We start from the raw sequence: 23,620 nt of genomic DNA, 5'->3' as shown, positions 1-23,620 counted from the left end.
ACCGTAGATCACCAATTATGGGTACATAGCGGGTCGAGGTGTATGGCCTTTCGTGCCACGAGGTGCTGGCAGGCTGGTGGCCATGCGATTCGGGGTGCGCCAGTTCGAGCTGGCCTTGATGCATCGGATGCGCGACCTCAACGCGCAGCGGGTGGAGGACGCGCTCCACGACCTCGGCGCGTCCCGGGCCGAGGTGCGCGCCGCGCACACCCAGTGGACGCGGATGGCCCACTCGGTCAGGGCCCCGAAAGGGCTGGCGGCGCTGCGGACGATCCTCGGCCCGCCGCCGTACCGGGGGACGCAACCGTTCGGGAGTCTGACCTGCGACGTGGCTCGCTGGGTGCTGCCGTCCTGGCCGGAGCTGGAGTTCGAGGCGCTGCTCGGCCCCGGCGGCGAGGTCTGGAACCAGTGGTTCGTCCGCCCGGGCGGCAGCAGGACGCTGACCTTCGCGGAGCTGACTCCCTGGAAGTGCGTCGTCGCCGATGTCGGCACGAGTTTCCCCGGAGCCTCCCAGTGCGAGGGCCTGGCCCCGCACCACTGGGCGGTCGACTTCGTCCACGACGGCACGGCCCGCCGCGCCCTCTTCGTGTACGGGCTCTACCAGCGGCTCGACCCGGAGCCTCCGGTCAGACGGTGACGAAGTCCGCGATGACCACCGTGGCGTCCTCCTTCGGCTCCACGGCGGCCATCTCGTCGTACAACCTGTCCAGGCAGACGGCGGGGGAGGACCCGTCGGTGAGGAGCTCCGTCAGGCGCGGCACGCCGATGGCCCGGGTGACTCCGTCCGTGACGATCACGACGCGGTCGCCGGCGCGCAGCGGCACGGTGCCGATGTGGGGATCGAGGGCGGACGCCAGGCCGATTCCGCGCAGCGACGTGCCGTCGTCGAAGGTGTGCGCGGTGGTGAGCGGCCGGGGCTTCGCGCCTTTCGGGCAGTGCCAGATGGCGCCGTCCCCGACGTGCGCGAAGCGCAGGCACGGGCGCTCGCCCGGCTCAAGGATGATCAGGTCCAGGGTGCTGACCAGGCCGGACATCGCCGGGGTGCTCGCGGCGGCGGTGCGCACGGCGCGGTGCGCCGCCTGGGCGCAGCCGTCCATGTCCGCCTCCCGCCGCACCGTGTGCTGCGGCCGGGCGGCGACCACGGCGCCCAGCGCCAGGGCGGCGGCAGCCTGGCCGAGATCCCTGCCGCCCGCGCCGTCGGCCGTCGCGATCAGCCGCTCCTGGATGACGTACGCGTCGGACGGCTGGCCGTGCGAGCCCTCGTACGTGCCGCCCACCGCCACCAGCCGCGGCCGCGCCGTCGGCAGCCCGGGCGGCCAGGCCCCGCGCCGGCCGTGCACCGCCATCGCCGACAGGCAGCTGATCAGGATCGTGACCACGATGAAGGTCATGAGCCCCCCTTTCGTCGCGTTCATCGCGACACCTGACCAGTGAACGCCCCTGCGCGGCGATGCGACTGACGGCCGATCGACCGTCATGCCGCGCGGGCCGCGGGCGGCCAGGGTGTGGAACTGCGGTGAACACCGCAGGAGAGCCGGCCCGAGGGAAACAGCCATGCGACCCATGACCCCGTCCGCCGACACGACCGCAAGCCCTGCTGTGTGCGCTATCGTGAGCCCCGTCCTGGGCTCTCATCGCGGGCGGACGGCGCATGGCTCAGCTCGGCTCCACGCGTTACGACTCGGCGGCCAGGCAGTTGGAATCAGCCGTCGCGCGCACCGCTGCGGCCACGCGCGGCGTGATGGGCCTGGTGGCGGCCGTCGCCGCGATCCTTGGCGCCGTCGTGCCGGTCTCCCTTCTGTGGCTGGCGCCCATGCTGGCGCTCGACCTCGCGTTGACCGCGCTGTTCCTCCGCCTCGCCTGGCGCGGGAGGCCGCTGCGCACCGGGCTGGTGGCCGGTGATGCGGCCGTCACCGTCGCGCTGTGCCTCGCGCAGCGCCACCTCGTGGCAGGAGAGGCGCTCGAAGGCGGGGCGAGCTGGATCGCAGGGCTGGTCACGATGAGCATCATCCTGTCCGGCGTCGCCTGGACGCCCAGGGTCGCGATCCCGGCCGGGCTGGTCGTCGCGGGGGCGTACCTGGCGGGGACGCGGCTCGCGGCCCCGCACCTGGACGTGTACGGCGCCCTGGGGATCCATCTCGTGCAGATCGTCTCGATCACGGTGCTGATGACGCTGCTGCGCCGCTCCGCCGCCTCGGCGGACGCCTTCCTGAGGCGGAGCGCCCGCGCCCAGATCGGGCTCATGGTGGAGCGGCTGCGCCGCGAGGACGAGCTGAACCAGGTCGGCAGCATCCACGAGACGTCGCTGCACACCCTGACGATGGTCGGCCTGGGCACCTATGACAGGCCGTCGCCCACCCTGCGCGCCCAGGTGGCCAAGGACCTGGCTGCGCTGGAGAAGCTGCGCGACACGCCCGGCGCCGACTCCGCCCCCATCGCCCTGGACATCCTGCTGGAGGAGGTGGCCGGGCGGGCGACAGGCCTGGAGGTCCGCAGGAACCTGACGCCGGAGACGGTCCCCGGTGACGTCGCCGAGCGTTTCGCCCGCGCCGTCACCGAGGCGCTGGCGAACATCGCCCTGCATGCCGGCGTGCGCGAGGCCGAACTGGTCTCCAGCAGGCGCGCCGGCGAGATCCGGGTGGAGATAGCGGACGAGGGCGGCGGGTTCGACCAGGACCGGCTGCCGCCGGACCGGTTCGGCGTGCGCGGATCGATACTCGACACGATGCGCTCCCTGCCGAACGGCGGCGCCGAGATCTCCTCCGGCGGCCAGGGCACCCGGGTGAGCTTGTGGTGGCGGCCGTGACCGACGACATCGAGCAGGTGGCGCAGCGCTACATCCGCTACACCGCGATCGGCGCCGTGGTGATCACCGTCGCCTGGCACCTCGGCTACGACCTCACCGTCACGATCACCGGCTGGCCCGACTTCCGCTGGCCGGAGGCGGCGGCGGTGGCCTGGATCGCGCACGCCGCGATAGCGGCGATCGCCGCGGTGTCGCTGGTGCGCACCTCGCACGGGCCGGCCAGGGTACGGGAGCTCGTCGTCGCCGCGCTGGCCGTGGACGTCGCGGTGATCCTGGCCTGCCACCCCGCGGACCTGCTCGGCCCCATCGACTGGGGCTGGGGATCGGTGGGCTGGCTCGGTGTGGTCCTGCTGTGGAACCGGCCCCGCTGGCGGGCCGAGCTGATCGCCTTCCTCGCCGCCAACGCCGCCATCATGCTGGCGGCGATGACCGTGACCGGCACGCTCGACCGCGTCTCCGTCGCCAAGTACCTGGTGGTCATCGCCGGCGGTGCCACCCTGCAGCTCGGGTACATGGCGGGCTGCCACACCCTGCGCTCCCGCGCCGAGGACGCCGTGCTGCTGGCCCGCAGGCTCACCGCCGACGAGGGCTGGCGGGAGTCCGCCCGCGGGATCCACGCCGACCGGATCCGCCGCTACACCGCGATCCGCGAGGTGGCGGAGTCGCTGCTCCAGCAGCTCGCCGACGGCGCCGACCCGGGCGATCCGCGGGTGCGCGAGGACTGCACGGCGGGGGCCATGCGGCTGCGCCGCCTCATCACCGAGCGGGAGGACCTGCCCGACGAGCTCGTGTCGGCGCTGCGCGAGCGCATCGACGCGGCCGAGCGGCGCAAGGTCCTGGTGACGGTGCCGCCGTTCGGGACGAACCTGCCCGCCCTGCCGGAGGGCGTACGGGAGGACCTGCTCCGAGCGCCGATCCTCGCGCTGGACGGCGCCAAGTCGCGGGCCCGGGTCACCGTGTCCGCGATGTCCGCCATGGTGAGCGTGGCCGTCGTGGCCGACAACGACGACCTGCCCATCAGCGCGACCCCGGTACGCGAGTCCAGCGGGGTCGTCGTCACCTATCAGCGGCAGGAAGGGGAGGTATGGGTCAACAGCATCTGGCAGGACGGGTGACGGTCGCCCTGGTGGAGGACCACCAGGTGGTGGTGGACGGCGTCAGGTCGTGGTTCGGCCCGCCGGGGCCGGTGGAGCTGGTCGCCCATGGGCCCACCGTCGAGTCCGTCCTCGGCACGGACGCCGACGTGCTGCTGCTCGATCTCAACCTCAACGGCACCATGATCATCGACCGGGTCGCCGAGCTGTGCGGGGCCGGGCAGCGGGTCGTCGTCTTCTCCGAGCACGAGGAGCCCGAGACGGTGCGCGTGGTGCTGGACGCGGGGGCGTCGGCGTTCATCGGCAAGGGCCGGGCGACGCGGGAGTCCTGCCTGGAGACCATCCTGGAGGTGGCCGCCGACCGGCCGAGCGTGACGCCGCCGATGGCACAGGCGATCGCGACGGACGAGAGCCCGCACCGGCCGCAGCTGTCGGACAAGGAGCGGGCCGCGCTGCTGTTCTGGTTCCAGTCCATGTCCAAGGCGTCGGTGGCGGCGCGGATGGGGATCAAGGAGCGGACCGTGCGCCAGTACATCGACCGGGCCCGGATCAAGTACGCCGCGGCCGGGCGGCCGGCACCCACCAAGGAGAAGCTGCTCATCTGCGCCATCCAGGACGGGCTCATCAGTCCCGACGAGGTGACCGTCTACACGTCTCTGGCCGCCGAGGTCAGCGACGAGGCCACATCGCGTTGAAGCGCTCCGACGTGGCCCGGTAGGCCTGCTCCTCGACCGGATCGATGTCGACCAGGCGCAGCGGGACGAGCTCGTCGCGCCCGCCGGAGGCGTACAGCCGCCCGGCATGCCAGGCCGCGGCCGCGCGCTGACCCTGGGTGGGGGCCAGCGCCTGCCACAGCCGCCGCGACGCGGCCAGCGCCACGCCGTCCGCGAGGGGGCCGGGCAGCACCGCTCCGCGGCATTCGGCTTCCCGCAGGATCAGCAGCAACTCCTCCAGCCGCGCCATCGCCTGCGCCAGGTCCTCTCCGAGATCGGGCACCAGGACCGCGCGGGGGCCGAAGTCGATCATGCGGCGGCCTTGCGCGGGGGCGTCACAACCGTGACCCCACGCCGCCCCCGGCACGCCGGGCGGCCACCTCGAAGAGCAGATCCTCCTGCCCGGGGCGGCAGACGAGCTGCAGCCCGACCGGCAGCCCGCCGACCGTCCCGGCGGGCACGGTGAGCGCGGGCAGGCCGACCACGTTCCACGGGCTGGTCAGCGCGAGCAGGGCGGCGCGGACGCCGACGGGCTCGCCGTCCACCTCCGTCTCGCGCAGGCCGAGGAGCGGGGCGGTGATCGGCACGGCCGGCAGCGCGAGCACGTCATGCCGGTCGAACAGAGCACGGACGGCCTCCGCGAGCCGGGGGCGCTCGCTCGTCGCCCGGACGTACCGCCATCCGGGCAGCAGCGCGGCGGCGCGCAGGCGTTCGAGCACCTCCGGATCGAACAGCTCGGGGGCCTCGGCCAGGCGCGCGGCGTGCACGGCCGCCGTCTCGCAGCTCTGGATGGTGAGGTACGTCTCCCGCATGTCCTCGGCGACCCCCGGAGGGAGGTGAAGCTCCTCCAGCGGCCCGATCGCCGCGGCCACGACGTGGGTCACCCGCGGGTCGCAGGGGCCGAACCCGGCGGGATCGAGCCAGGCCACCCGCGCCGGGCGGGCGTCCTCACCCGTGCCGGCGATCTCTCCCGTGCCGGCCGCGGTCAGGCAGCGGTAGGCGAGCAGGCAGTCCCGCTCGTCGCCGGCGAGGACGCCGACGTGGTCGAAGCTCTGCGACAGGGGGAAGACGCCGTCCACCGGGATCGCGCCGTACGCGGGCTTGAAGCCGGCGACCCCGCACAGCGCGGCGGGGATGCGCACCGAGCCGCCGGTGTCGGTGCCGAGCGCCAGCGGGACCAGCCCCGCCGCGACGGCCGCCGCGCTGCCGCCGCTGGAGCCGCCCGACATGCGCGCCGGGTCCCACGGGTTGCGCGACGGGCCGTTGGCGGAGCGGTCGCCGGTGGGGCCGTAGGCGAACTCGTGGGTCGTGGTCTTGCCGACGATGACCGCGCCGGCCCGGCGCAGCCGCGCCACGCACTCGGCGTCGGCGGCGGGGACGTGGCCGGCGAAGTGCCGCGACCCCATGGTGGCGGGCATGCCGGCAACCATGATCAGGTCCTTCACCGCGACCGGCACGCCGTGCAGCGGCCCCCGGTCGGTGCCGCCGGCCAGCTCCGCGTCAGCCTGGCGCGCCGCGGCCAGCGCCGCGCCGGGGTCGACGGTCACGAACGCGTTGAGCGCCGGATCGGGCTCGGCGATGGCGCCGAGCGCCTGCTCGGTCAGCGTGGTGGCCGTAGCGCGCCCCGCACGCAGCTCACCTGCGAGCTCGGTGATGGTGCGGCCGGCGAAGGGGCCCGGGGGGATCGGCGGCATGGTGTGCTAGCCCGGCTCGGGCAGGTGCTCCTGAGCCCAGCGCGCGATCTGCTCCAGCGCCGGCATGAGGGCCTGGCCGGCATCGGTCAGCGCGTAGGAGACCGAGACGGGCGGCCCCGCGTCCACGGCGCGCACGATCAAACCCTGCCTGGCCAGCTCCGCCAGGCGATCGGACAGCACGGAGTCGCTGACCCCGTCGATCGCCCGGGACAGCTCCCGGAAGCCGGCCGGCCCCGACTTGAGGCTCCCGAGCACGACGCCGCTCCAGCGCTTGCCGAGGAGGGAGAAGGCCCGTGTCAGCGCGGCGTCACCGCGCGCGCATTCGTCCACCTCGGTGCGGGGGGAGGTTGTGGCCATGCCTGCACACTAGCAGATTCACTGTCGCTTTGATTTTCGAAGTGCCTATGATAAATGTTGCAGCACTTAGATTACTAGCGAGGAGCTCTCATGATCGAAAGTGCTGGCCCGCGCCCGAGGGTCGTGGTTCTGGGCGGCGGATACGGCGGGTTCAAGGTGGCCAAGGGGCTCGACGACGTCGCCGACGTGACGCTCGTCGACCCCTCCGACGCGTTCATGCACAACGTCGCGGCGTGGCGTGCGCTTGTGGAGCCGGAGTGGCTTGACCGGATCTTCATGCCCTACAGCCGGCTCCTGGCCAACGGGCGCTTCCTGCGCGACAGCGCCGTGTCCGTCGAAGGGCGGAAGGTCACCCTCGCCTCGGGCGCCGAGCTCGAGCCCGACTACCTGATCCTGGCCACCGGATCGTCCTACCCCTTCCCCGCGAAGGTCGACGAGCCGGACATCGCGACCGCCCGGGCCAGGTTCCGGGAAGCGCACGAGGTCCTCGTCGACGCCCAGCGGGTGCTCCTGATCGGCGCCGGCCCGGCAGGCCTCGAACTCGCCGGCGAGATCAAGGCGTTCTACCCCGGCAAGCACGTCACCCTCGCCGACGTCGCACCGGACATCCTGCCCGGCCCGTACGACCAGGCGCTGCGCGACGAGCTCCGCCGCCAGCTCGACGAGCTCGGCGTCGAGCTCAAGCTCGGCAGCCCGCTGCGCGAGCTGCCGAGCGCGCCCCCGGCCACCGCCGCCCCGATCGCGATCGCCACCGAGGCGGGCGACAAGCTGACCGCCGATGTCTGGTATCGCTGCTTCGGCGTCACGCCCCACACCGGCTACCTGCGCGGCTCGCTCGCCGACGCGCGCGACGCCAAGGGCTACGTCCGCGTCGACGAGTACCTGCGCGTCCGGGGCCAGGACCGCGTCTTCGCCATCGGCGACATCGCCGACGCCGACCGCAACATGGCCGCCTTCGCGGGCTCGCAGGCCGACCTCCTGGCCGCCAACATCAGCGCGCTGATCACCGGGGAGGGGGAGCCCGCCGCCTACGAGCGGTGGCCCACCTTGATCGTCGTCCCGCTCGGCCCCGAGGGCGGCGCCGGCCAGCTCCCCGGCCAGGACGCCATCGCCGGCCCCGATGTCGTCGCCGACCTCAAGGGCCGGGCTCTGCTGGTCGATTCCAACGCCGAGCTGTTCGACGCCCCCGAGGCCGGCTAGAGGAGCTCGTCGATCGTGATGGGCAGCGAGCGGATCCGCCTGCCCGTCGCGTGGTGGACGGCGTTGGCGATGGCCGCAGCCATGCCGACGAGGCCGATCTCGCCGACGCCCTTCACCCCGATGGGGTTGTACCGGTCGGGCGTGCCGACGAAGATCACCTCCAGGTCGGGCACGTCGGCGTTGACGGGGATCAGGTAGTCGCCGAAGGTCGCGTTGGCGATCCGCCCGGTTCCCGCGTCGGTGACCGTCTCCTCGAACATGGCCATGCCGATGCCGCCGACCGTGCCGCCGATGATCTGGCTGGTGGCGGTCTTCTCGTTCAGGATCCGGCCGCCGTCGATCACCGACACGACCCTGGCCACCCGGAGCAGGCCGAGCTCGGGATCGATGCGGACCTCCACGAACCTGGCGCCGAAGGAGCCCGCGGGCGCCATCCCGACCTCCTCGGGCTCGGGCGGGGCGCTGGCCCCGTCGGCGGTCAGCTCCGCCAGCCCGTGCGCGGCGAGGATGCCGGTGAAGGACTCACCGCGCTCCGGCGTACCCGAACGGTGGATGCGCCCACCGGCGACGGTGACGTCGCCGACGGCGCACCCCGCGAGAGGCGAGGTGGGATCGTCGGCGACCGTGTCCAGGAACGCCCCGACGAGGTTGCGGCAGGCCGCGTGCACGGCGCTGCCCAGCGCCGCGGTGAGCCCGGACCCGCCCGCCTGGGCTCCCGGCGGCATGTCGGTGTCACCGAGATCGAAGGTCACGTACTCCGGATCCAGCCCGAGCAGCTCGGCCGACAGTTGCGTCATCACCGTGTACGTGCCCGTGCCGATGTCGGTCACGGCGCTGCGCACCAGTGCCGTCCCGTCCTTGCGCAGGGTCGCCCGCGCCTGGCAGGGCGCCTGATACCAGAAGAAGGAGATCCCGGCCAGGCCGTACCCGACCAGCCAGTCGCCGTCGCGCATCGAACCTGGCAGCGGCGTGCGGCGCGACCAGCCGAACCGCTCGGCGCCGACCTCGAAGCACTCGCGCAGGGCCTTGCTCGACCACGGCAGGCCGAGCTGCGGGTGGTTCTCGGCGTAGTTGCGCAGCCGCAGCTCCAGCGGGTCGATGCCGAGGGCGTAGGACAGCTCGTCCATGGCCGACTCCAGCGCGAAGTTCCCCTGCGCCTCGCCCGGCGCCCGCATCGAGTTGACCCACGGGATGTTGAGCCGCACCTGCCGGTCACGGGTGGAGACGTCCGGGCACGCGTACGCCGTGGCCGACCCCGAGGCGCACGCTTCGAGGTTGTTGCCCTCCATCTGCAGGGTGGAGACGCTCTCGTGGTCGAGCGCGACCAGTCGGCCGTCACGGGTGGCCCCGAGCTTGACCTGCTGCGTCGTGGCCGGGCGGTGCCCGATGCCGGTGAACATCTCCGGGCGGGTCAGCACGAGTTTCACCGGCCGCAGCACGGTACGCGCGGCCAGCGCCGTCAGCGTGACGTGCGGCCACAGGCGCAGTCCGGCGCCGAAGCCGCCGCCGACGAAGGGCGCCAGCACCCGTACGGCGCTCTCCGGGATCCCGAAGATCCGGGACAGGGACGAGCGCAGGGAGGTGGGCCACTGGGTCGAGTCGTGCACGGTGAGGGTGTCGCCCTCCCACACGGCGACGGTGGCGAACAGGCCGAGCGGGTTGTTGGTGTTCTCGGCGGTGGTGTAGGTCGCCTCGACGGTGACCTCCGCGGCGGCCAGTGCGGCCTGCGCGTCGCCGCGCCGGTTGTCCATGCCCCACGGATCGTTGATCCACTCCGCCCGGGGGTCGTGGATGTCCATGACCGGGTCGGCGGGCTCGTACTCCGCGGTGATCTGCCGGGCCGCGGCCGTCGCCTGCTCCGGGGTGCCGGCCACCACCACGGCCAGATACTGGCCGTAGTGCAGGATCCGGTCATCCTGCAACGGCGGCGGCGGCGTGGACAGGAGCGATTCGCCGCCCTGCTCGAGCGTGGGCGCGTTCTCGTGGGTGATGACGGCCAGCACGCCGGGCGCCGCCCGGGCCGCACGGGTGTCGAGCCGGCTGATCCGCCCGGCCGCGATGGTGCTGCGCACGAGCGCGGCGTGTGCCAGGTTCGGGAAGCTCACGTCGTTGGGATAGTGCGCGGTGCCGGTGACCTTCAGCGGGCCGTCCACCCGGTCCATTCCCGCGCCGATCACTTTGGCCTGCTCGACCAGTGTCATGACGCTCCTCCCGCGGCGATCCGCAGGGCGCGCACCAGGGTGCGCTTGGCCAGCTCGACCTTGAAGGCGGTGCCCGGCACGGTGAACGGGTCCCGCACCGCAGCCTCGGCAGCCGCCGCGAAGCTCTCCTGGCCGGCCGGGGCGCCGAGGAGTATCTCCTCGGCCGCGTCGGCGCGCCAGGGGATCGTCCCGACTCCGCCCAGTGCGACGCGGGCCGCGCCGATCACACCGTCCTCCAGCCGCAGGGCCACGGCCGCGGAGGCGAGCGCGAACTCGTAGGAGACCCGGTCGCGGACCTTGAGGTAGGTCGAGCGGGTGCCCGCCGGGAGCAGCGGGATCTCCACCGCGGTGATCAGCTCGCCGTGCGCCAGCACGTTCTCCACGTCCGGCCTGTCGCCGGGAGTGAGGTAGAACTCCGTCAGCGGGACGGTCCGCCCGCCGTCGTGGCCCAGCAGGTGGACGACCGCGTCCAGCGCCACGAGCGGCACCGCCATGTCGGAGGCGTGCGTGGCGATGCACCGCTCACTCGCGCCCAGGATGGCGTGCATCCGGGCGGCCCCTGTCACCGCGGCGCACCCCGTGCCGGGGCGGCGCTTGTTGCACGCGGGGACCGTCGGGTCGCGGAAGTAGCGGCAGCGGGTCCGCTGGAGCAGGTTGCCGCCGATGGTCGCCATGTTCCGTAGCTGGACGGAGGCGCCCGCCAGCAGCGCCTCGCGCAGGAAGGGCGCCCGCTCGGTCACGGCCGGGTCCGCGGCCAGCTCCTCCATCGTGACCAGCGCGCCCACCCGCAACGTGTCGCCGCCGCCGGTGATGCCGCCCAGCGGCAACCGGGTGATGTCGATCAGCCGTTCGGGCTCCAGGACCCCGTCCTTCATCAGATCCAGCTGGGTCGTGCCGCCCGCGAGATAGGAGGCGGCCGGATCGGCGGTCACCGCCGCCACCGCCTGGTCGACCTCGGCGGGCTGGACGTAGACGAACTCACGCATCGCCGCCTCCCGCGACCTCGCGGATGGCCGCGACGATGTTCGGATAGGCGCCGCACCGGCACAGGTTGCCGCTCATGAACTCGCGGATGTCGGTGTCCGACCCGGCACGGCCCTCCGCCATCAGGCACACGGCCGACATGATCTGGCCGGAGGTGCAGTAACCGCACTGGAAGGCGTCGTGGCGGACGAACGCCTCCTGCACCGGGTGCAGGCCGCCATCGGCTGACAGGCCTTCGACGGTGGTGATCGCGCGGCCCTCGCACTGCGCGGCGAGTGTCAGGCAGGACAGGATCCGCTTGCCGTCCGCCATCACGGTGCAAGCGCCACAGGCGCCCTGGTCGCAGCCCTTCTTGGTGCCCGTCAGGTCCAGCGCGTCACGCAGCGCGTCCAGAAGCGTCACGCGTGCGTCGACGTCGAGCCGGTGTTCGATGCCGTTGACGTTCAGAGTCACCGAGACCGTTGGCACGTGATCGTGAACCGCCTGTGGTGAGCGAGCCATGAACCCCCCGTTTCCGGTCCGCGACCAGCGTCGCGGCCTCTCCCGGGGGGAGCCGGCTTGTACCGCTCAACCCTAGCAACTTGTCCGGAACGCGCGAGATGTGCCTGGCCTGGTCACGGCGCCGGCCAGTGCAGGCCGCGGTCGGCGCGCAGCAGGACGAGCTGACCGTCGCCGGTGTACGCGGCGGACGACACCCCCGGGTACGTCTTCAGCGTCCGGCCGCCTCCATCGACCAGTTCCGCGCCGCCGCCGTGCGCTATGACGAAACGATCGCGGACCGGGTCCGCCCTGACGTGCGCCTCCGCCCGCACCTCCCGAGCCCACGTCTGTGCCCCGGTGCCGTCGACGCCCCGGACGGCCGTGAACGGCGTGCCCCGCTCGTCCTTCCAGCGGGCGATGAGCACGGCGCTGCCCCTGCCGGCCGCGCATTCTGCGGCCACCTCCAGATCTGTCCTGATCGGTACGGCCCGGCCACGCCCCGAGAGCAGCCGGGGCGCGTCCCCCACCAGCACGGCCCTCTCACCGCCGGCGGCCGTGCAGGCCCCCCAGGTCCGCCCGGCGCGCAGCCCGCCCGGCAGCCGCCGCCAGCCGCGCCGGTCGTGCCGGAACCAGAGCACCTCGTCCCCGGCCACCGCGAGCGCGGTCGTGCCGCCCGGGTCCTCGCTCCAGACCACCTCGGCCGCGTCGTCCACCGGCACCCCCGCCGGTTCGCCGTCCGGCCGGATCAGCCGGAGCCGCCCCGCCCCGCCGGCGGGTCCTTCGGCGATCACGGCGTCCCGGGAGGTGCGGGCCGACAGGACCCGGCGGACCGACGAGGTGGACGGGGCGGAGGTGGACGGGGCAGTGGTGGACGGGGCGGCGGCGAACGGCCTGGGGCCCGCCGGGGTCGCATGCCAGGGGCGAGGGTCCGGCCCCGTCCAGGCGCCCGAGAAGACCGCGTCCGGGCAGCGCGCCAGGCAGACGGGCACCGCGCCACTGTGGAAGGCGGCCCGGTCCTGCCATACCTGCCGGCCGGTCCTGGTGAGCCCGAAGAACGACTCCGCCGCCGTATCGAGCACCACCACCCCCTCGGCGGACGCGGCGACCAGCACCGGCGCGATCTCGGGCACCGGCGGCGGTGGGGCGGTGGCACAGGCGGTGGCCGCCAGCGCGGCGCCCAGCAGGATGATCGTGATCCTTGACATCGGGACCTCCTCGACAGGCCGGATGCCGGGCCCGCGGGCCCGGCATCCGTCCACGATCAGATGCTGTTGGTACGGCCGGAGCAGCTCGGGTCCTGGCCGCGGCGGTCGAAGATGAACTTGAAGTCCGCGTGCACCTTGGCCCGGCGCGGGACCGCCTCGTTCAACGAGATCCCGCCGGAGCCCTTCTTGATGTTGTCCCCCGACACCCAGCGCCAGAGCGTCCTGTCGGCCCGGCCCTTGAGGTCCTCGCGGATGCGCAGGGTGACGTTGTTCCTGTTCCGGAGCCCGGGACCGGCCAGATACCAGTTCATCCGGTTGAAGATGTCGTTGCGGCCCCTGGTGTAGTAGTAGGCCTTGAGGTTGCCGTAGTTGCCGCGGGCGGCCCGGCAGCCGCCGCTCAGGTTCGCCATCGCCACACCTGCGGAGGTGGTGCCGGCGTCCGTGGCCGCGCCGGCGGTGGCCGAGCCGCCGGCGACCGTCAGGCCCCCGAGTGCGACCATCGCCACGGTGCCCGCGGTGATCATGTGCCTTCGCATCACTGTGCCGTTCCTTCCGGATCTCGTCCCGCTGTTTGCGGGGCTGTCGAGATCCAGGTCTAACGGCCGGATTATTGTTCGGCAGGCCCCCTCACCTGAGAAAACAAAAAACCACCGCAGACTGTGCTCAACGCGATGATGTACGGCGCAAGACCCGGAAAGGGCCGAAAGCAGGGCGGGGTCCTGGGCTTCCACCCGTTCCAGGACATGTCCGGGAACGGCGTCGCACCCCTCAGCCGATGCGGGTGGCGGTGGCCGAAGCCTGGCCGGGGTAGTCGGCGCCGGGGACGGGCGCGACCGTCGAGCTCGTGCACGGCTCTGTTCGCGGAGCGCAGTCGTGGTAGTCGCCGGGCGCGGCGGGGGAGGCGGGCGCCTGGCAGGGGGCGGCGGATCGGCGACGTTCCTGAGCTGTTCACCGCAACGTCAGGAATTGAACACGATCAGCGCATGGATCGTCACGGGTTATGAGCATCCGCGCTGAATCCTGCCCGGGGGGCGCGCCGCCCGGGCAGGATTCGGATCATGGGACTTCCGGCAGCGGCAGCCGGGTCACAGGTCGGTGGCGATGATCCGCTCGATGTTCCGTTCGGCGAGCGCCGTGATGGTGACGAACGGGTTGACCGTGGCGTTGCCGGGGATCAGCGAGCCGTCGATGACGTACAGGCCCGGATAGGCCGTCAGGCGGCCGTAGTTGTCGGTGGCCTTGTTCAGCACCGCGCCGCCGAGCGGGTGGTAGGTGAGGTGGTCGCCCCAGATCTTGTAGACGCCGAACAGGTCCGTCCGGTAGATCGTCCCCTCCTTCGCGTTGATCTTGTCGAAGATCGTCTTGGCCATCGTGATGGACGGCTGCTTCCAGGAGGTCTGCCAGTTCAGGTCGACCCTGCCCGTCGCGGCGTTCCAGGAGAACTGGGCGCGGTTCGGGTTCCGGGTGATCGACAGGTAGAACGAGGCGAAGGTCTCGATTCCGGTGGGCAGCGGCGCGACCTCGGCGAACGCGCCGCCCGCGGCCCAGTTGTCGATGCCGGAGCAGGGGATGGTCGACTGCTGGCTGCCCGTCGGGTCCCACAGGTGGTTGGCCCGGCCGCACATGACGTTGCCGTTGTCGCCCCAGCCCTTGCCGATCTCGTTGTTCAGGGCGGGCAGCGCGCCGGTGGCCTTCAGCTTGACCAGCAGCTTGCTGGTGCCGACGCTGCCGGCGGCGAAGAACACCCGGTCCGCGGTCACGGTCTTGGTGGCCGTGGTGTCGCCGGTGGTGTTGAGCTGCGCGATGACGACCGTGTAGCGCCCGCCCGACGCCGGGGCGACCGAGGTGACCTGGTGCAGCGCCGAGATGGTGACCCTGCCGGTGGCCATGGCCTGGGCGAGGTACGTCTTCTGCAGGGACTTCTTGCCGTGGTTGTTGCCGTAGAGGATCTCGCCGGCCAGCGCCGACTTGGTGGCGGTGCCGGCCGCCTCCCGCTTCATGTAGTCCCAGTCGTACACGTCGGGCACGAAGACGAACGGGAAGCCGGACCGCTGGGCGTGCTTACGGCCGACCCGCGAGTACTGGTAGTAGGGGGTGGACTCGAACCAGGCCGGGTCGATGGTGCCGACGCCGAGCCCGGCGTTGGCGCGCGGGTAGTAGGCGGCGTACATCTCGTCGGCGTTCACCGACGGGAGGACGGCGGCGAAGTTCTCGCGCTTGGGGGTGACCGCCATGCCGCCGTTGACCAGCGAACCGCCGCCGACGCCGCGGCCCTGGTAGACCGTGATGCCGCCGAACTCCTCGGCGTCCAGGACGCCGGTGTAGCGGGGGATGTTCCTGTCGATGGGGAAGCCGAGGAAGTAGTTGAGCGGCGCCTTGGTCCTGGTGCGCAGCCAGTAGGAGCGCTGGTCCGGCGCCAGGGTGCTGCAGAAGATCTTGCCGTCGGAGCCGGGGGTGTCCCAGGCCATGCCCATCTCGATCATGTGTACGTCGACGCCGGCCTGGGCGAGACGCAGGGCGGCGACGGCGCCGCCGTATCCGGTGCCGATCACCAGTGCCGGGACGTGGGCGCCGGAGGCGATGGGGCCGGCCGCGGCCCGGGCCGCGTCGGCGCGGCCCGTGAGGGCGACGAGTCCCAGAATGGAACCGGTTCCGGTGATCAGTCCGCGGCGCGAGATACCTACGGGGACGGGGGGATTGTCACTCATGCGATCTTCCTCACTCTGGACGAAATGAGAACGGGTTCTGCATGTTGCTCGCGCCATGAGTCACTAACGAATCAGGTCCGGTGGAACGGTCAGCTGGAGGGTGAGGAACCGCTGGGCAGCTTGCACACGGTGTCGAGGCCCAGCACATGGTTGAGCCTGCCGAACGCCAGCCAGGAGCCGATGCTCATGCTCAGCTCCACGATCTCGAGCTGGGTGTAGTGAGCGGTCATTCGTGTCCAGAACTCGTCGTCCAGCCCGTGATGATCGAGGGCGTACCGCTCGGCGTACTCGGCGGCCAGCCGAGTGCGGTCGTCGAAGGCATCGCTGGTCCGCCACCCGGCCACCGCGTCGGCGAACTCCTCCTCGACCCGCTGGCCATCCCGTTCGGTCCGCCAGTCGAGGCAGAAGGCGCAGCCGTTGATCTGCGCGATCCGCAGTCGCGCGGCCTCGAACTCGCGGAGCCCGAGAGTCGTGTGGGCGTACACCGCCAGGGAGAACTTCGAGGCGGCGATCCCGATGCCGGGGACCATCTCGCCCCACACGTACTCGATCGCGTCCTTGCCCTCGGGGATGTCGATGTTCATGGCCGCTTCCCTCCGAGTCTGCCGACCGCGGGGCGCAGCGGGACGTCGAGCGCGTCGTAGAGCCCGGGCTCGGCGTCCACGAGCCAGCCGATGGCGCTCACCAGCCGGGCGACCGCGGTGGCGTTCCCGCCCGCGGACCGGTTGCCGCCCTCGTCGGTGGCCTCGACCGTGACCTCGATGCGCGGGCGGCCTTCGATGATCACCCGGTGCGCCCCGTCGCCGTCGGGCGGGGCCGGCCAGTCCGGCGCGCAGGACGGGTGGATGCGGGTGACGTGCTCGATGACGATGCGGGGCTCGCCCTCGACGATGCCCTGCACCTCGAAGCGCACCGCCCCCTGGGTGCCGGCCACGAACTCGCCCATCGACCGGGTGGTCACCGTGCTCTCGAGCGGGCGCCGGTCCACGGTCTCGCGGATCTCGTCCAGCTCGACGCCGAGCGCTCTGGCCATCAGCCGCACCTGCCCGCCCCACACCATGGTCGGGACCGTGGGCGCGATCATCGGCGGCTCGTAGTCCATCGGCTGGCCCATGCCGACCAGGTAGCGGACGGAGTCGGGCTGGTCGTAGGTGGTGTAGTCGAAGATCTCCTGGCAGCGGATCACGTCCACGACGGTGCCGAGCCCGCTGATCAGCAGCGGCAGCACGTCGTTGCCCCAGCCGGGGTCGACGCCGGAGACGAACAGCGAGCCACCGCCGTCCGCGATGGCGGCGAGCACCGGCTCCCGCAGCTCCTTCGGGGCGTTGAGCTGGTCGTAGAGCGCGTACAGGGAAGGGGTGACGACCACGGCGCCGACCCGGATCGCCCTGATGACGTCGGCGAGCGCCTCGTCGGGGCGGATGTCGCCGGACGCCGCGTACACCACGGCCCGGGGGCCGGTGGCGAGCACCGCGTCGATGTCGTCGGTCGCCGTGACCCCCAGATCGTGGCCGAGCTCACCGAGCTCGCCCGCGTCGCGGCCGACCTTGTCAGGGTTGTGGACGAGCACGGCGGCGAGTTTCAGTGCCGGGTGGGCTTCGACGGCACGGATGGCCGCGCGGCCGATGTTGCCGGTACCCCAGACAACCGTGGGCATCATGGCCGGAGCGTAGCAAGCGCTTGGTTTGGTGTACAGGGTCTTCACAGGTCGGGATCACCACTTTTGCGGACCGGGTGTACCCCCAGGTCGTCTCGGGTGGCCGATAGGGTGGCGGCGATGCTCTCGCGCCGGGCGAGAGCGTGGCGGTGGGGCCGCCATCCCCGGGTCGCCGAGGTGAGGCGCGGCCGGCGCGCCGCCGACGGTCCCTGCCGGAGTCCTGGTAGGAGGGGCGTGTGCGAGAGCCCGTCGACGCCGACGTGGACCTGAGGGTTCCGGCTGATCGGGCCGAGTTGCGGCCGAGCGCCTGGCCGGTGCTCGGCGCCATCTCCGCAGGAGGCGTGCTCGGGGCGCTGGCCCGCCACGGGGTCTCGGTGGCGTTGCCGCACCAGCCCGGCGCGTTCGCCTGGTCGACCTTCCTGGTCAACGTCTCGGGATGTCTGCTGATCGGCGTGCTCATGGTGCTGGTCGGCGAGGTGTGGACCGGTCGGCGGCTGCTGCGGCCGTTCCTGGGGGTCGGGGTGCTGGGCGGCTACACCACCTTCTCCACCTACGCCGTCGACGTCCAGCAGGCGATGGCCGCCGGCCGGGCCGGGGCCGCGCTCGCCTATCTGGCCGCCACGCTGGTCGCCGCCATGCTGGCGGTGTGGGCGGGAGCGAGCCTCACCGCCCGGGCCGTCGGAGCCGTCCGCGCGCGAAGGCGGCGGCCGGCCGCGGATGGGGGAGACGGGTGACCGTGCTGCTCGTCGCCGTCGGCGCCGCCATCGGTGCGCCGCTGCGCTATCTGACCGACCGGCTCGTCCAGTCCCGCCACGACTCGATGTTCCCCTGGGGCACCCTGACGGTGAACGTGGCCGGGTCACTGCTGCTGGGGCTGCTGGCCGGCCTGCCCGCCGATCCGGCGCTGACCGCGCTCGCCGGCACCGGCTTCTGCGGGGCGCTCACCACCTACTCCACCTTCAGCTACGAGACCCTGCGGCTGGCCCAGGAGGGCGCCCGCTTCTACGCGTTCGCCAACGTCGTCGTGGGTGTCGTCGGCGGGCTCGGCGCCGCCATGACCGGCCTGCTCCTGGCCGCGGCCATCACCGCCTGACTGGGACACCGGTCTGTCATGGTTTGGGCGGAGCCAGGTGGGTGACTACCGTACTTATGATCATCCGAACTTGGCGAGGATGGACCCGCGCGTCCGACGCCGAAGCGTACGAGGCCTACCTGATGCGCACCGGGTTCGCCGAATACACCGCCACGCCCGGCAACCGTGGCGCCTACTTCACCCGGCGGGAGGCGGGCGACCGGACCGAGTTCTTCCTGATCTCCCTGTGGGAGTCGTGGGAGGCCGTCGAGGCGTTCGCCGGCACGCCGGTGTCCACGGCCGTCTTCTATCCCGAGGACGACGACTACCTCGTCGACAAGGAGCTGACCGTGGACCACTACGAGGTGTTCGCCCGCACCTGACGCCGCCCGGGGCTCAGCCCAGGCCGGCGCCGATCGCCGTCATGATCGGGATGGACAGGACCGTGGTCAGCAGGACGGCACTGCGGGCCAGCCGCCTGCCGGTGTCGTAGTTCACCGCGTAGACGTAGATGTTCTGCGCGGTCGGAAGCGCGGCGAACAGGGTGGCGGCCAGCAGCGCCGTTCCGTCCAGGCCCAGCAGGAAGCGGGCGGTCACGTACGCGATCACCGGCTGGACGAAGGCCTTGAGCACCACCGCGAGGACGATGTCCCTGCCGACGCCGTCCTCCTCGGCAGGCGTGGCCGCCCGGCGGGAGCCGTACAGGCTGAGACCGTACGCCAGCAGCGCGACAGGCACGGCCGCGCCGCCGAGCAGGTCGATCGGGCGCATCACCAGGACCGGGAGGCGCACCTCGGTGAGCGCGCACGCGAGCCCGAGCAGCGTGGCGACCGTGAGCGGGTTGCGCAGCGGGCGCACCAGCGCCGCCCGCATCGACCGGCCTCCCTTGTCGAGGATCAGGAAGGCGATCGGCGTGATCACCACCAGCTGGAAGAGCAGGATCGGGGCCACGAGGGCGCCGTCGCCGAGCACGTACATCGCGATGGGCACGCCGAGATTGCCGGCGTTGACGTAGGACGAGGCGAGCGCGCCGATCGTCGCCTCCCGGCGGTTCCGCCGCCACACCAGCATCGCCACCAGGACGAACACCACCTGGGTGCACGCCACCGCGACGACCTCGGTCAGCAGCACCGGCGAGAACAGCACGCCCAGGTCCGCCCTGGACACGGTGGCGAACATCAGGGCGGGCGTCGCGACGAAGAACGCCAGCCGCGAAAGGACCAGTTCGTCGGCGGCGCGCAGCAGTCCCGTCATGCCGATGAGGTAGCCGAGCAGCGCGACGGACACCAGAGCGGCGAACGCCGCGACAACCCCCGACACCTGCTGACCTCCCAATTCGGGCATTCAGGAGCGTATCGGGTCCGGTCTCGGACCGTGACGGGGCATCCCGTATCCGGTGATCTCGCCACGTACATGATCTTCGTCGGGTACGCTCCGTCGCCTGTCCCAACTGGAGGAGCGCTCGCGATGAAGAACACGACCCGTGGCCGCGGCGTCATGGCCGCTCTCGTCCTGACCGCCGTGACGGCGGCCTGCACCACGACCGCCGAGCCGCCGGCGAAGCGGGCCCTGGAGAAGACGACCATCAAGGTGGGCGTCGTGGCGAGCGCCGACGCCGCCCCGCTGTTCATCGCCCAGCGCAAGGGCTACTTCGCGCAGGAGGGCCTGACGGTCGAGCCGGTGGTCTTGCAGGGCGCCGCCGTGGCGGCGCCGGAGGTCCTGAAAGGCGGGCTGGACCTCGGGCAGACCGACTACGTCGTCAACTTCCTGGCCAGCTCGCGCGGCATGGACATGAAGATCGTCGGGAACCTGTACCGGGCCGGCCAGGACACCTTCGCTCTCATGGTCGAAGCGGATTCCCCCATCCGGTCCCTGGCCGATCTCAAGGGCAAGGAGATCGCGGTCAACACGCTCAACAGCCTCGGCACGCTCATCCTGGAGGACTCCGGTTTGAAGACGCGCGACGTCAGGCTCATCGAGATGCCCTACCCCGACATGGAGGCCCGGCTGACCGGCCGGGAGATCGACGCCGCACTGGTGGCCGAGCCGTTCGTCACCATGGGCGAGCAGCATGGCAGCGTGCGCGAACTCGCCGGCACCGTCTCCAGCCGGATCAAGGACCTGCCGGTCGGCGGCTGGATGGCGGCCGGCGGGTGGAGCAGGACCAACCCCGGGACGCTGGCGGCCTTCCAGCGGGCGATCGAGAAGGCCCAGCGCGTCGCCGCGAGCGACCGCAAGGAGGTCGAGGCGGTGCTGCCGACGTACCTGAAGATCGACGCCGGCACGGCGGCGAAGACCTCCCTCGGGGCCTACCCCGCCGGCCCGGACCCCCAAGGGCTCCAGCGGGTCGCCGACATCGTGCACGAGCACGGATACGTCGACGCCCCCGTGGACATCCGGAGCCTCACGGGCTGACCGGCCCTCGATGCGGTGGAGCGGGGCGGTGCCGTGGCGAAAATACGATGGCCGACGGGCACCACGCCGCCACTCGGCGCACCAGGGCCCGGCAGCGGAGAGAGGCACCATGGCGGCGGAGTTCGAGCTCGACGACTACATCCTCGTGCAGGACGGCAGGGTTCTCGAGATCTTCCACCGCGACGTGTCGGAGAGCACGCGCTTTCACGTGGCGTTCGTCGGGATCGACGTGCAGCCGCGCGGCGAGGAGTACAAGGTCCGCATCGGTCGCAGGCACGGGGAGGACATGATCGTCGACGGCATCCGGCTGACCATGGACCAGGAGCGGTTCGCGAGGTTCCGCGAGTTCATCGCCGGAGCCATCGCGGCCCGTGACCTGACCGGCTGAGACTCACGAGATGGCGGCCGTCCGCCGGGAGAGCCCGGCGGACGGCCGCACGCGCGGGTCAGCACCTGTTGATCTGCGAGTTCACCAGGGTGATGGCGCGGATGACGATGTTGGAGCCGCAGGGGTTCTCGGTGATGACGGAGTTCGTCAGCGTGAGGTTCTGCAGGGTGATGTTCGCTGACACGGGGAACTCGCTGCGAGAGGCGATGCGCACGTCGGATCCGTTCACGCTGCCGCTCTGGGCGGCGATCGTGACGTTGTAGCAGTTCTCGATCAGGATGGAGTTGCTGCCCGTCTGCGCGATGTCCACGCGGTCGATGACGGCGCCGCCGCTCTCCGAGACGCAGAAGACCCCGCGGCCGCCTCCTCGCGCGATGACGTTGCCGACCCGGACGTTGGTCGGGTAGGCGCTGCCGATCCGGCCGTTGCGGTTGGCCATCCGGAACGCCGCGTAGCCGGTGCCCGTCCCGGCGCCCTGGGCGTCGACCGTGCCGACGGTGGCGTTGATCGTGTCGTTGAACAGCAGCCCGGACTCGCCGGTGTTGCGGGCGGTGACCGTGCCGATGGTGATCCCGTCCACGCCGTACGTCTCGACGCCGTGGCTGCCGCCGCCGGAGGCGTAGACGCTGTCGATGCGCACGTTGCGGGTCCGTACGTTGCGGTTGCTGTGGTTGTCGATGCGGATGCCGAGCCCGGCCGAGCCGAGCCGCAGGTCGATCTGCCCCAGCGTGATGTTGGTGCCGTTGCGCACGAAGACCCCGAAGTAGGGCGAGCCGGTCAGGTTGAGCCGGGTCACCTCGACGTCCGTGACGTTCTGCGCGCGCACGGCCGCGTTGTTGGCGCTGATCGTGCCGGTCACGTTGATCGTGCCGCACACTTCGAGCGTCGTGTAGCTGGGCAGGTCGAGCGACTGGTTGGCGTTCATCGAGCCCGAGCCGCGGACGATCACCTTCTGCTTGGCGGTGCGGCCGGAGGTGAGGCTGCCGACGGCCCGGCGCATGGCCTCGATCATGCTGCTGCCGGTGTAGAGGGGGGTGCTCCCGTTCCTGGCGGTCCACGTTCCGCCGTTCAGCACCGCTTCGGCGTTGAAGGAGCCGTTGCCGCACTCGCCCGGGGTGGACCCGCCGTTCAGCTTGACCAGCTGCCACTGCTGGTTGGCGCCGCCCAGGTCGTCCCACTGGGAGATCCGCGCGCCGTCGGCGGTGGACCACTCCCACACCTCCAGCGCCTTGCCGCTGTGCCGGTTGATCAGCCGTACGTGTCCGCCGTCGGAGTCGGCCAGCCGGAACTGCTGGTTGGCGCCGTTCGCGTCGCTCCACTGCACTACTTCGGCCCCGCCCTCGGTGGACCACTCGTAGATGTCCAGCACCTTGCCGCTGTGCCGGGATCTGAGCCGGTAGTAGCCGTCGCCGGAGCTGACGAACTGCCACTGCTGCGCGTTGCCGTCGTTGCGGGCCCACTGCACGATGGGCGCGGCGTCGGCGGTGGCGAAGTTGTACAGGTCCAGGGCTTTGCCGCTGTGCCTGTTGACCAGGACGTACCAGGCATTGGTGTCCACGGTCGCCGCCTGCGCCGCCGGCGGCTGCGCGACGACGGCGCCCGTCATGGCCAGGAGCGCGGCGGCCAGCACGGCGAGCAGCCGGCGCCATCGGCTCGCATGGGGTGGGGAAGTCAAGGCACTCTCCTTAGGTAAGCGCTTTCCCGACCGCCGGGCCTCCGTCGTCCTGGAAATTAGTTGGGGGTATGGCCAAACTCGCGGCGGGATCGTCCCTGCTGCAGCCTTGATGACACGGTCAAGATCCGCCGTCAAGTCGCACGTGGACTCGCGCCTGCCGACCTGCGGAGTCGCATGAAACGTTCACGCACGGCGCTACTCGGCTCCCGCGGGGACGCGGCGGTGCCGTGAGCTCGCGGCGGCGGACGCGGGCCCGGCCAACGTGGCGAGCAGCAGCAGGAGAGCCGACTGGCCGAGCATGCCGGGCGCGAGCGGCGGTGCGCTGCCCACGGTCTTGGTCAACGCCTGCCAGTACCCTGCGATGCCCGGGTCGGGCGAGCCCATGGCGACATTGGCCGAGACGTGCGCGTACACCCCGAAGGCGGACGCCAGCAGCACCACCACCGCGATCACCCGCACCGCGGTGATCAGCCCGGGGGAGTCCCTGAGCAGCAGGAGAAGGACGGCGACGGCGAGCAGCGCGAGCGCGACCCACGGGATCAGCTGCTGCGGGCTGCGCCAGTGCCGCTCGGCGAAGAGCTCGAACGCGGCGCCGAGGATGCCGACCGCCGTCAGTGCGGCCAGCGCGCGCCGCATGAACACCGCGTTCATGGCGTGACCGTCGCGAGTGTCACATTCATCGTCACTGCTTCCACTTCGTCTCGGAATGTACGGGCCTGCGACGCCCATGGTCGCCGGGCGGTGTGAAAGCGATCTCTGTGAAAGATGAATGTCAGCTGAGAAGTGCGGCCTGTCCGTATCCGTCGAATGGGCTCTGCGCATCACCCGCTGAGATATTTCCATGTATACCCAGTAGGAAATATTGACTTTGTCTCCACGGGCTCGTAGGTTCGATCACATGAGCCAGGGCCTCTACCTGACCAGGCGCCCGCACGTGGACTTCGGCCACGTCGCCAGCGCACAGTGTCGCT

25 protein-coding genes are annotated in these 23,620 nt (G+C 71.7%); 10 read left to right on the top strand and 15 right to left on the bottom strand.

The window, feature by feature from the left end; genetic code table 11:
• Positions 1 to 82 precede the first annotated feature (82 nt).
• On the top strand, positions 83 to 637 hold the full coding sequence (locus tag V5E28_RS01660) for a hypothetical protein (RefSeq protein ID WP_336204218.1): 555 nt from the start codon (positions 83 to 85) through the stop codon (positions 635 to 637).
• Here V5E28_RS01660 and V5E28_RS01655 read toward each other — a convergent pair.
• Positions 627 to 1,391: a PP2C family protein-serine/threonine phosphatase gene (locus V5E28_RS01655; RefSeq protein WP_336204216.1), complete on the bottom strand. Its 765-nt coding sequence runs from the start codon at positions 1,389 to 1,391 to the stop codon at positions 627 to 629. The two genes, V5E28_RS01660 and V5E28_RS01655, sit on opposite strands and share 11 nt — an antisense overlap.
• Before the next feature lie 260 nt (positions 1,392 to 1,651).
• On the opposite strand from V5E28_RS01655, the gene V5E28_RS01650 reads away from it, so the two are divergent.
• From V5E28_RS01650 to V5E28_RS01640, 3 genes are read left to right on the top strand one after another with little or no spacing between them, the layout of a single operon-like run.
• The gene (locus V5E28_RS01650) at positions 1,652 to 2,806 is read left to right on the top strand and encodes a sensor histidine kinase (RefSeq protein ID WP_336204214.1); all 1,155 of its coding nucleotides are present in this window, start codon (positions 1,652 to 1,654) and stop codon (positions 2,804 to 2,806) included.
• A complete protein-coding gene (locus tag V5E28_RS01645) occupies positions 2,803 to 3,921 on the top strand; it encodes a hypothetical protein (protein ID WP_336204212.1) in 1,119 nt (372 codons plus the stop codon). Before V5E28_RS01650 ends, V5E28_RS01645 begins: the two co-directional genes overlap by 4 nt.
• A complete protein-coding gene (locus tag V5E28_RS01640) occupies positions 3,891 to 4,595 on the top strand; it encodes a response regulator (protein WP_336204209.1) in 705 nt (234 codons plus the stop codon). The genes V5E28_RS01645 and V5E28_RS01640 overlap by 31 nt, the downstream gene beginning before the upstream one ends.
• Here V5E28_RS01640 and V5E28_RS01635 read toward each other — a convergent pair.
• The 3 genes from V5E28_RS01635 to V5E28_RS01625 are packed head-to-tail and all read right to left on the bottom strand — an operon-like array spanning position 4,570 to position 6,664.
• Positions 4,570 to 4,926 (bottom strand): hypothetical protein, encoded by a 357-nt coding sequence (locus tag V5E28_RS01635; RefSeq protein WP_336204207.1) that lies wholly within the window; start codon positions 4,924 to 4,926, stop codon positions 4,570 to 4,572. The two genes, V5E28_RS01640 and V5E28_RS01635, sit on opposite strands and share 26 nt — an antisense overlap.
• 22 nt (positions 4,927 to 4,948) lie before the next feature.
• Complete coding sequence (locus V5E28_RS01630; protein ID WP_336204205.1) at positions 4,949 to 6,307, bottom strand: amidase; 1,359 nt, start codon at positions 6,305 to 6,307, stop codon at positions 4,949 to 4,951.
• Between the two features lie 6 nt (positions 6,308 to 6,313).
• Entirely contained in the window at positions 6,314 to 6,664 is a 351-nt protein-coding gene (locus tag V5E28_RS01625) for a winged helix-turn-helix transcriptional regulator (RefSeq protein WP_336204203.1), read from the bottom strand.
• A gap of 90 nt (positions 6,665 to 6,754) precedes the next feature.
• Between V5E28_RS01625 and V5E28_RS01620 the strand changes: the two genes are divergently transcribed.
• Positions 6,755 to 7,864, top strand: coding sequence for an NAD(P)/FAD-dependent oxidoreductase (locus tag V5E28_RS01620; RefSeq protein ID WP_336204201.1), 1,110 nt, complete (start codon positions 6,755 to 6,757; stop codon positions 7,862 to 7,864).
• Here V5E28_RS01620 and V5E28_RS01615 read toward each other — a convergent pair.
• The 8 genes from V5E28_RS01615 to V5E28_RS01580 all read right to left on the bottom strand — a co-directional run bounded on the left by V5E28_RS01615 (position 7,861) and on the right by V5E28_RS01580 (position 17,102).
• A complete protein-coding gene (locus V5E28_RS01615; protein ID WP_336204199.1) occupies positions 7,861 to 10,065 on the bottom strand; it encodes a xanthine dehydrogenase family protein molybdopterin-binding subunit in 2,205 nt (734 codons plus the stop codon). The two genes, V5E28_RS01620 and V5E28_RS01615, sit on opposite strands and share 4 nt — an antisense overlap.
• On the bottom strand, positions 10,062 to 11,051 hold the full coding sequence (locus V5E28_RS01610; RefSeq protein ID WP_336204197.1) for an FAD binding domain-containing protein: 990 nt from the start codon (positions 11,049 to 11,051) through the stop codon (positions 10,062 to 10,064). The genes V5E28_RS01615 and V5E28_RS01610 overlap by 4 nt, the downstream gene beginning before the upstream one ends.
• Positions 11,044 to 11,550 carry a (2Fe-2S)-binding protein gene (locus tag V5E28_RS01605; protein ID WP_336204196.1) on the bottom strand — a complete coding sequence of 169 codons (507 nt, stop codon included), beginning with the start codon at positions 11,548 to 11,550 and terminating at the stop codon, positions 11,044 to 11,046. The genes V5E28_RS01610 and V5E28_RS01605 overlap by 8 nt, the downstream gene beginning before the upstream one ends.
• 113 nt (positions 11,551 to 11,663) lie before the next feature.
• The gene (locus tag V5E28_RS01600; protein ID WP_336204195.1) at positions 11,664 to 12,734 is read right to left on the bottom strand and encodes a hypothetical protein; all 1,071 of its coding nucleotides are present in this window, start codon (positions 12,732 to 12,734) and stop codon (positions 11,664 to 11,666) included.
• Positions 12,735 to 12,790: 56 nt separating this feature from the next.
• Positions 12,791 to 13,270, bottom strand: coding sequence for a hypothetical protein (locus V5E28_RS01595; protein WP_336204194.1), 480 nt, complete (start codon positions 13,268 to 13,270; stop codon positions 12,791 to 12,793).
• Between the two features lie 549 nt (positions 13,271 to 13,819).
• Positions 13,820 to 15,442: a GMC oxidoreductase gene (locus tag V5E28_RS01590; RefSeq protein WP_336204192.1), complete on the bottom strand. Its 1,623-nt coding sequence runs from the start codon at positions 15,440 to 15,442 to the stop codon at positions 13,820 to 13,822.
• An 89-nt stretch (positions 15,443 to 15,531) separates the two neighbouring features.
• Positions 15,532 to 16,026 (bottom strand): carboxymuconolactone decarboxylase family protein, encoded by a 495-nt coding sequence (locus tag V5E28_RS01585; RefSeq protein ID WP_336204191.1) that lies wholly within the window; start codon positions 16,024 to 16,026, stop codon positions 15,532 to 15,534.
• Complete coding sequence (locus V5E28_RS01580; protein WP_336204189.1) at positions 16,023 to 17,102, bottom strand: NAD(P)H-dependent amine dehydrogenase family protein; 1,080 nt, start codon at positions 17,100 to 17,102, stop codon at positions 16,023 to 16,025. The genes V5E28_RS01585 and V5E28_RS01580 overlap by 4 nt, the downstream gene beginning before the upstream one ends.
• Before the next feature lie 233 nt (positions 17,103 to 17,335).
• Here V5E28_RS01580 and V5E28_RS01575 point away from each other — a divergent pair, with 233 nt between their 5' ends.
• Genes V5E28_RS01575 through V5E28_RS01565 form a run of 3 tightly spaced genes read left to right on the top strand, consistent with a single transcriptional unit; the run spans position 17,336 to position 18,554 of the window.
• Positions 17,336 to 17,833: a fluoride efflux transporter FluC gene (locus V5E28_RS01575; RefSeq protein WP_336204186.1), complete on the top strand. Its 498-nt coding sequence runs from the start codon at positions 17,336 to 17,338 to the stop codon at positions 17,831 to 17,833.
• Positions 17,830 to 18,192 carry a fluoride efflux transporter CrcB gene (gene crcB, locus V5E28_RS01570; RefSeq protein ID WP_336204184.1) on the top strand — a complete coding sequence of 121 codons (363 nt, stop codon included), beginning with the start codon at positions 17,830 to 17,832 and terminating at the stop codon, positions 18,190 to 18,192. The genes V5E28_RS01575 and crcB overlap by 4 nt, the downstream gene beginning before the upstream one ends.
• Before the next feature lie 41 nt (positions 18,193 to 18,233).
• The gene (locus tag V5E28_RS01565; RefSeq protein ID WP_336204182.1) at positions 18,234 to 18,554 is read left to right on the top strand and encodes an antibiotic biosynthesis monooxygenase; all 321 of its coding nucleotides are present in this window, start codon (positions 18,234 to 18,236) and stop codon (positions 18,552 to 18,554) included.
• A 13-nt stretch (positions 18,555 to 18,567) separates the two neighbouring features.
• On the opposite strand, the gene V5E28_RS01560 is transcribed toward V5E28_RS01565, so the two are convergent.
• The gene (locus tag V5E28_RS01560) at positions 18,568 to 19,515 is read right to left on the bottom strand and encodes an AEC family transporter (protein WP_336204180.1); all 948 of its coding nucleotides are present in this window, start codon (positions 19,513 to 19,515) and stop codon (positions 18,568 to 18,570) included.
• 123 nt (positions 19,516 to 19,638) lie between these two features.
• Here V5E28_RS01560 and V5E28_RS01555 point away from each other — a divergent pair, with 123 nt between their 5' ends.
• Positions 19,639 to 20,586: an ABC transporter substrate-binding protein gene (locus V5E28_RS01555; RefSeq protein ID WP_336204178.1), complete on the top strand. Its 948-nt coding sequence runs from the start codon at positions 19,639 to 19,641 to the stop codon at positions 20,584 to 20,586.
• Positions 20,587 to 20,695: 109 nt separating this feature from the next.
• Positions 20,696 to 20,974, top strand: coding sequence for a hypothetical protein (locus tag V5E28_RS01550; protein ID WP_336204176.1), 279 nt, complete (start codon positions 20,696 to 20,698; stop codon positions 20,972 to 20,974).
• Between the two features lie 58 nt (positions 20,975 to 21,032).
• On the opposite strand, the gene V5E28_RS01545 is transcribed toward V5E28_RS01550, so the two are convergent.
• Positions 21,033 to 22,580: an RICIN domain-containing protein gene (locus V5E28_RS01545; protein ID WP_336204907.1), complete on the bottom strand. Its 1,548-nt coding sequence runs from the start codon at positions 22,578 to 22,580 to the stop codon at positions 21,033 to 21,035.
• Positions 22,581 to 22,844: 264 nt separating this feature from the next.
• Positions 22,845 to 23,300: a hypothetical protein gene (locus V5E28_RS01540; protein ID WP_336204175.1), complete on the bottom strand. Its 456-nt coding sequence runs from the start codon at positions 23,298 to 23,300 to the stop codon at positions 22,845 to 22,847.
• Positions 23,301 to 23,620: the final 320 nt, after the last annotated feature.

This window comes from Nonomuraea sp. LPB2021202275-12-8 (genome assembly GCF_037044575.1).
Lineage (GTDB): Bacteria > Actinomycetota > Actinomycetes > Streptosporangiales > Streptosporangiaceae > Nonomuraea.
Note: the sequence above shows the minus strand (reverse complement) of the source record. Positions and strands in the feature narration are given on the sequence as shown.

Excerpts from the sequence above, each read along its gene's own strand:
- V5E28_RS01600 (WP_336204195.1), bottom strand. The coding sequence starts at position 12,734 with ATGTCAAGGATCACGATCATCCTGCTGGGCGCCGCGCTGGCGGCCACC.
- V5E28_RS01620 (WP_336204201.1), top strand. The coding sequence starts at position 6,755 with ATGATCGAAAGTGCTGGCCCGCGCCCGAGGGTCGTGGTTCTGGGCGGC.
- V5E28_RS01580 (WP_336204189.1), bottom strand. The coding sequence starts at position 17,102 with ATGATGCCCACGGTTGTCTGGGGTACCGGCAACATCGGCCGCGCGGCC.
- V5E28_RS01590 (WP_336204192.1), bottom strand. The coding sequence starts at position 15,442 with ATGAGTGACAATCCCCCCGTCCCCGTAGGTATCTCGCGCCGCGGACTG.
- V5E28_RS01660 (WP_336204218.1), top strand. The coding sequence starts at position 83 with ATGCGATTCGGGGTGCGCCAGTTCGAGCTGGCCTTGATGCATCGGATG.
- V5E28_RS01650 (WP_336204214.1), top strand. The coding sequence starts at position 1,652 with ATGGCTCAGCTCGGCTCCACGCGTTACGACTCGGCGGCCAGGCAGTTG.
- V5E28_RS01585 (WP_336204191.1), bottom strand. The coding sequence starts at position 16,026 with ATGAACATCGACATCCCCGAGGGCAAGGACGCGATCGAGTACGTGTGG.
- V5E28_RS01560 (WP_336204180.1), bottom strand. The coding sequence starts at position 19,515 with ATGCCCGAATTGGGAGGTCAGCAGGTGTCGGGGGTTGTCGCGGCGTTC.
- V5E28_RS01615 (WP_336204199.1), bottom strand. The coding sequence starts at position 10,065 with ATGACACTGGTCGAGCAGGCCAAAGTGATCGGCGCGGGAATGGACCGG.
- V5E28_RS01610 (WP_336204197.1), bottom strand. The coding sequence starts at position 11,051 with ATGCGTGAGTTCGTCTACGTCCAGCCCGCCGAGGTCGACCAGGCGGTG.
- V5E28_RS01655 (WP_336204216.1), bottom strand. The coding sequence starts at position 1,391 with ATGACCTTCATCGTGGTCACGATCCTGATCAGCTGCCTGTCGGCGATG.
- V5E28_RS01625 (WP_336204203.1), bottom strand. The coding sequence starts at position 6,664 with ATGGCCACAACCTCCCCCCGCACCGAGGTGGACGAATGCGCGCGCGGT.
- V5E28_RS01540 (WP_336204175.1), bottom strand. The coding sequence starts at position 23,300 with ATGAACGCGGTGTTCATGCGGCGCGCGCTGGCCGCACTGACGGCGGTC.
- V5E28_RS01555 (WP_336204178.1), top strand. The coding sequence starts at position 19,639 with ATGAAGAACACGACCCGTGGCCGCGGCGTCATGGCCGCTCTCGTCCTG.
- V5E28_RS01550 (WP_336204176.1), top strand. The coding sequence starts at position 20,696 with ATGGCGGCGGAGTTCGAGCTCGACGACTACATCCTCGTGCAGGACGGC.
- V5E28_RS01635 (WP_336204207.1), bottom strand. The coding sequence starts at position 4,926 with ATGATCGACTTCGGCCCCCGCGCGGTCCTGGTGCCCGATCTCGGAGAG.
- V5E28_RS01595 (WP_336204194.1), bottom strand. The coding sequence starts at position 13,270 with ATGCGAAGGCACATGATCACCGCGGGCACCGTGGCGATGGTCGCACTC.
- V5E28_RS01630 (WP_336204205.1), bottom strand. The coding sequence starts at position 6,307 with ATGCCGCCGATCCCCCCGGGCCCCTTCGCCGGCCGCACCATCACCGAG.
- V5E28_RS01640 (WP_336204209.1), top strand. The coding sequence starts at position 3,891 with ATGGGTCAACAGCATCTGGCAGGACGGGTGACGGTCGCCCTGGTGGAG.
- V5E28_RS01605 (WP_336204196.1), bottom strand. The coding sequence starts at position 11,550 with ATGGCTCGCTCACCACAGGCGGTTCACGATCACGTGCCAACGGTCTCG.
- V5E28_RS01545 (WP_336204907.1), bottom strand. The coding sequence starts at position 22,580 with ATGACGGGCGCCGTCGTCGCGCAGCCGCCGGCGGCGCAGGCGGCGACC.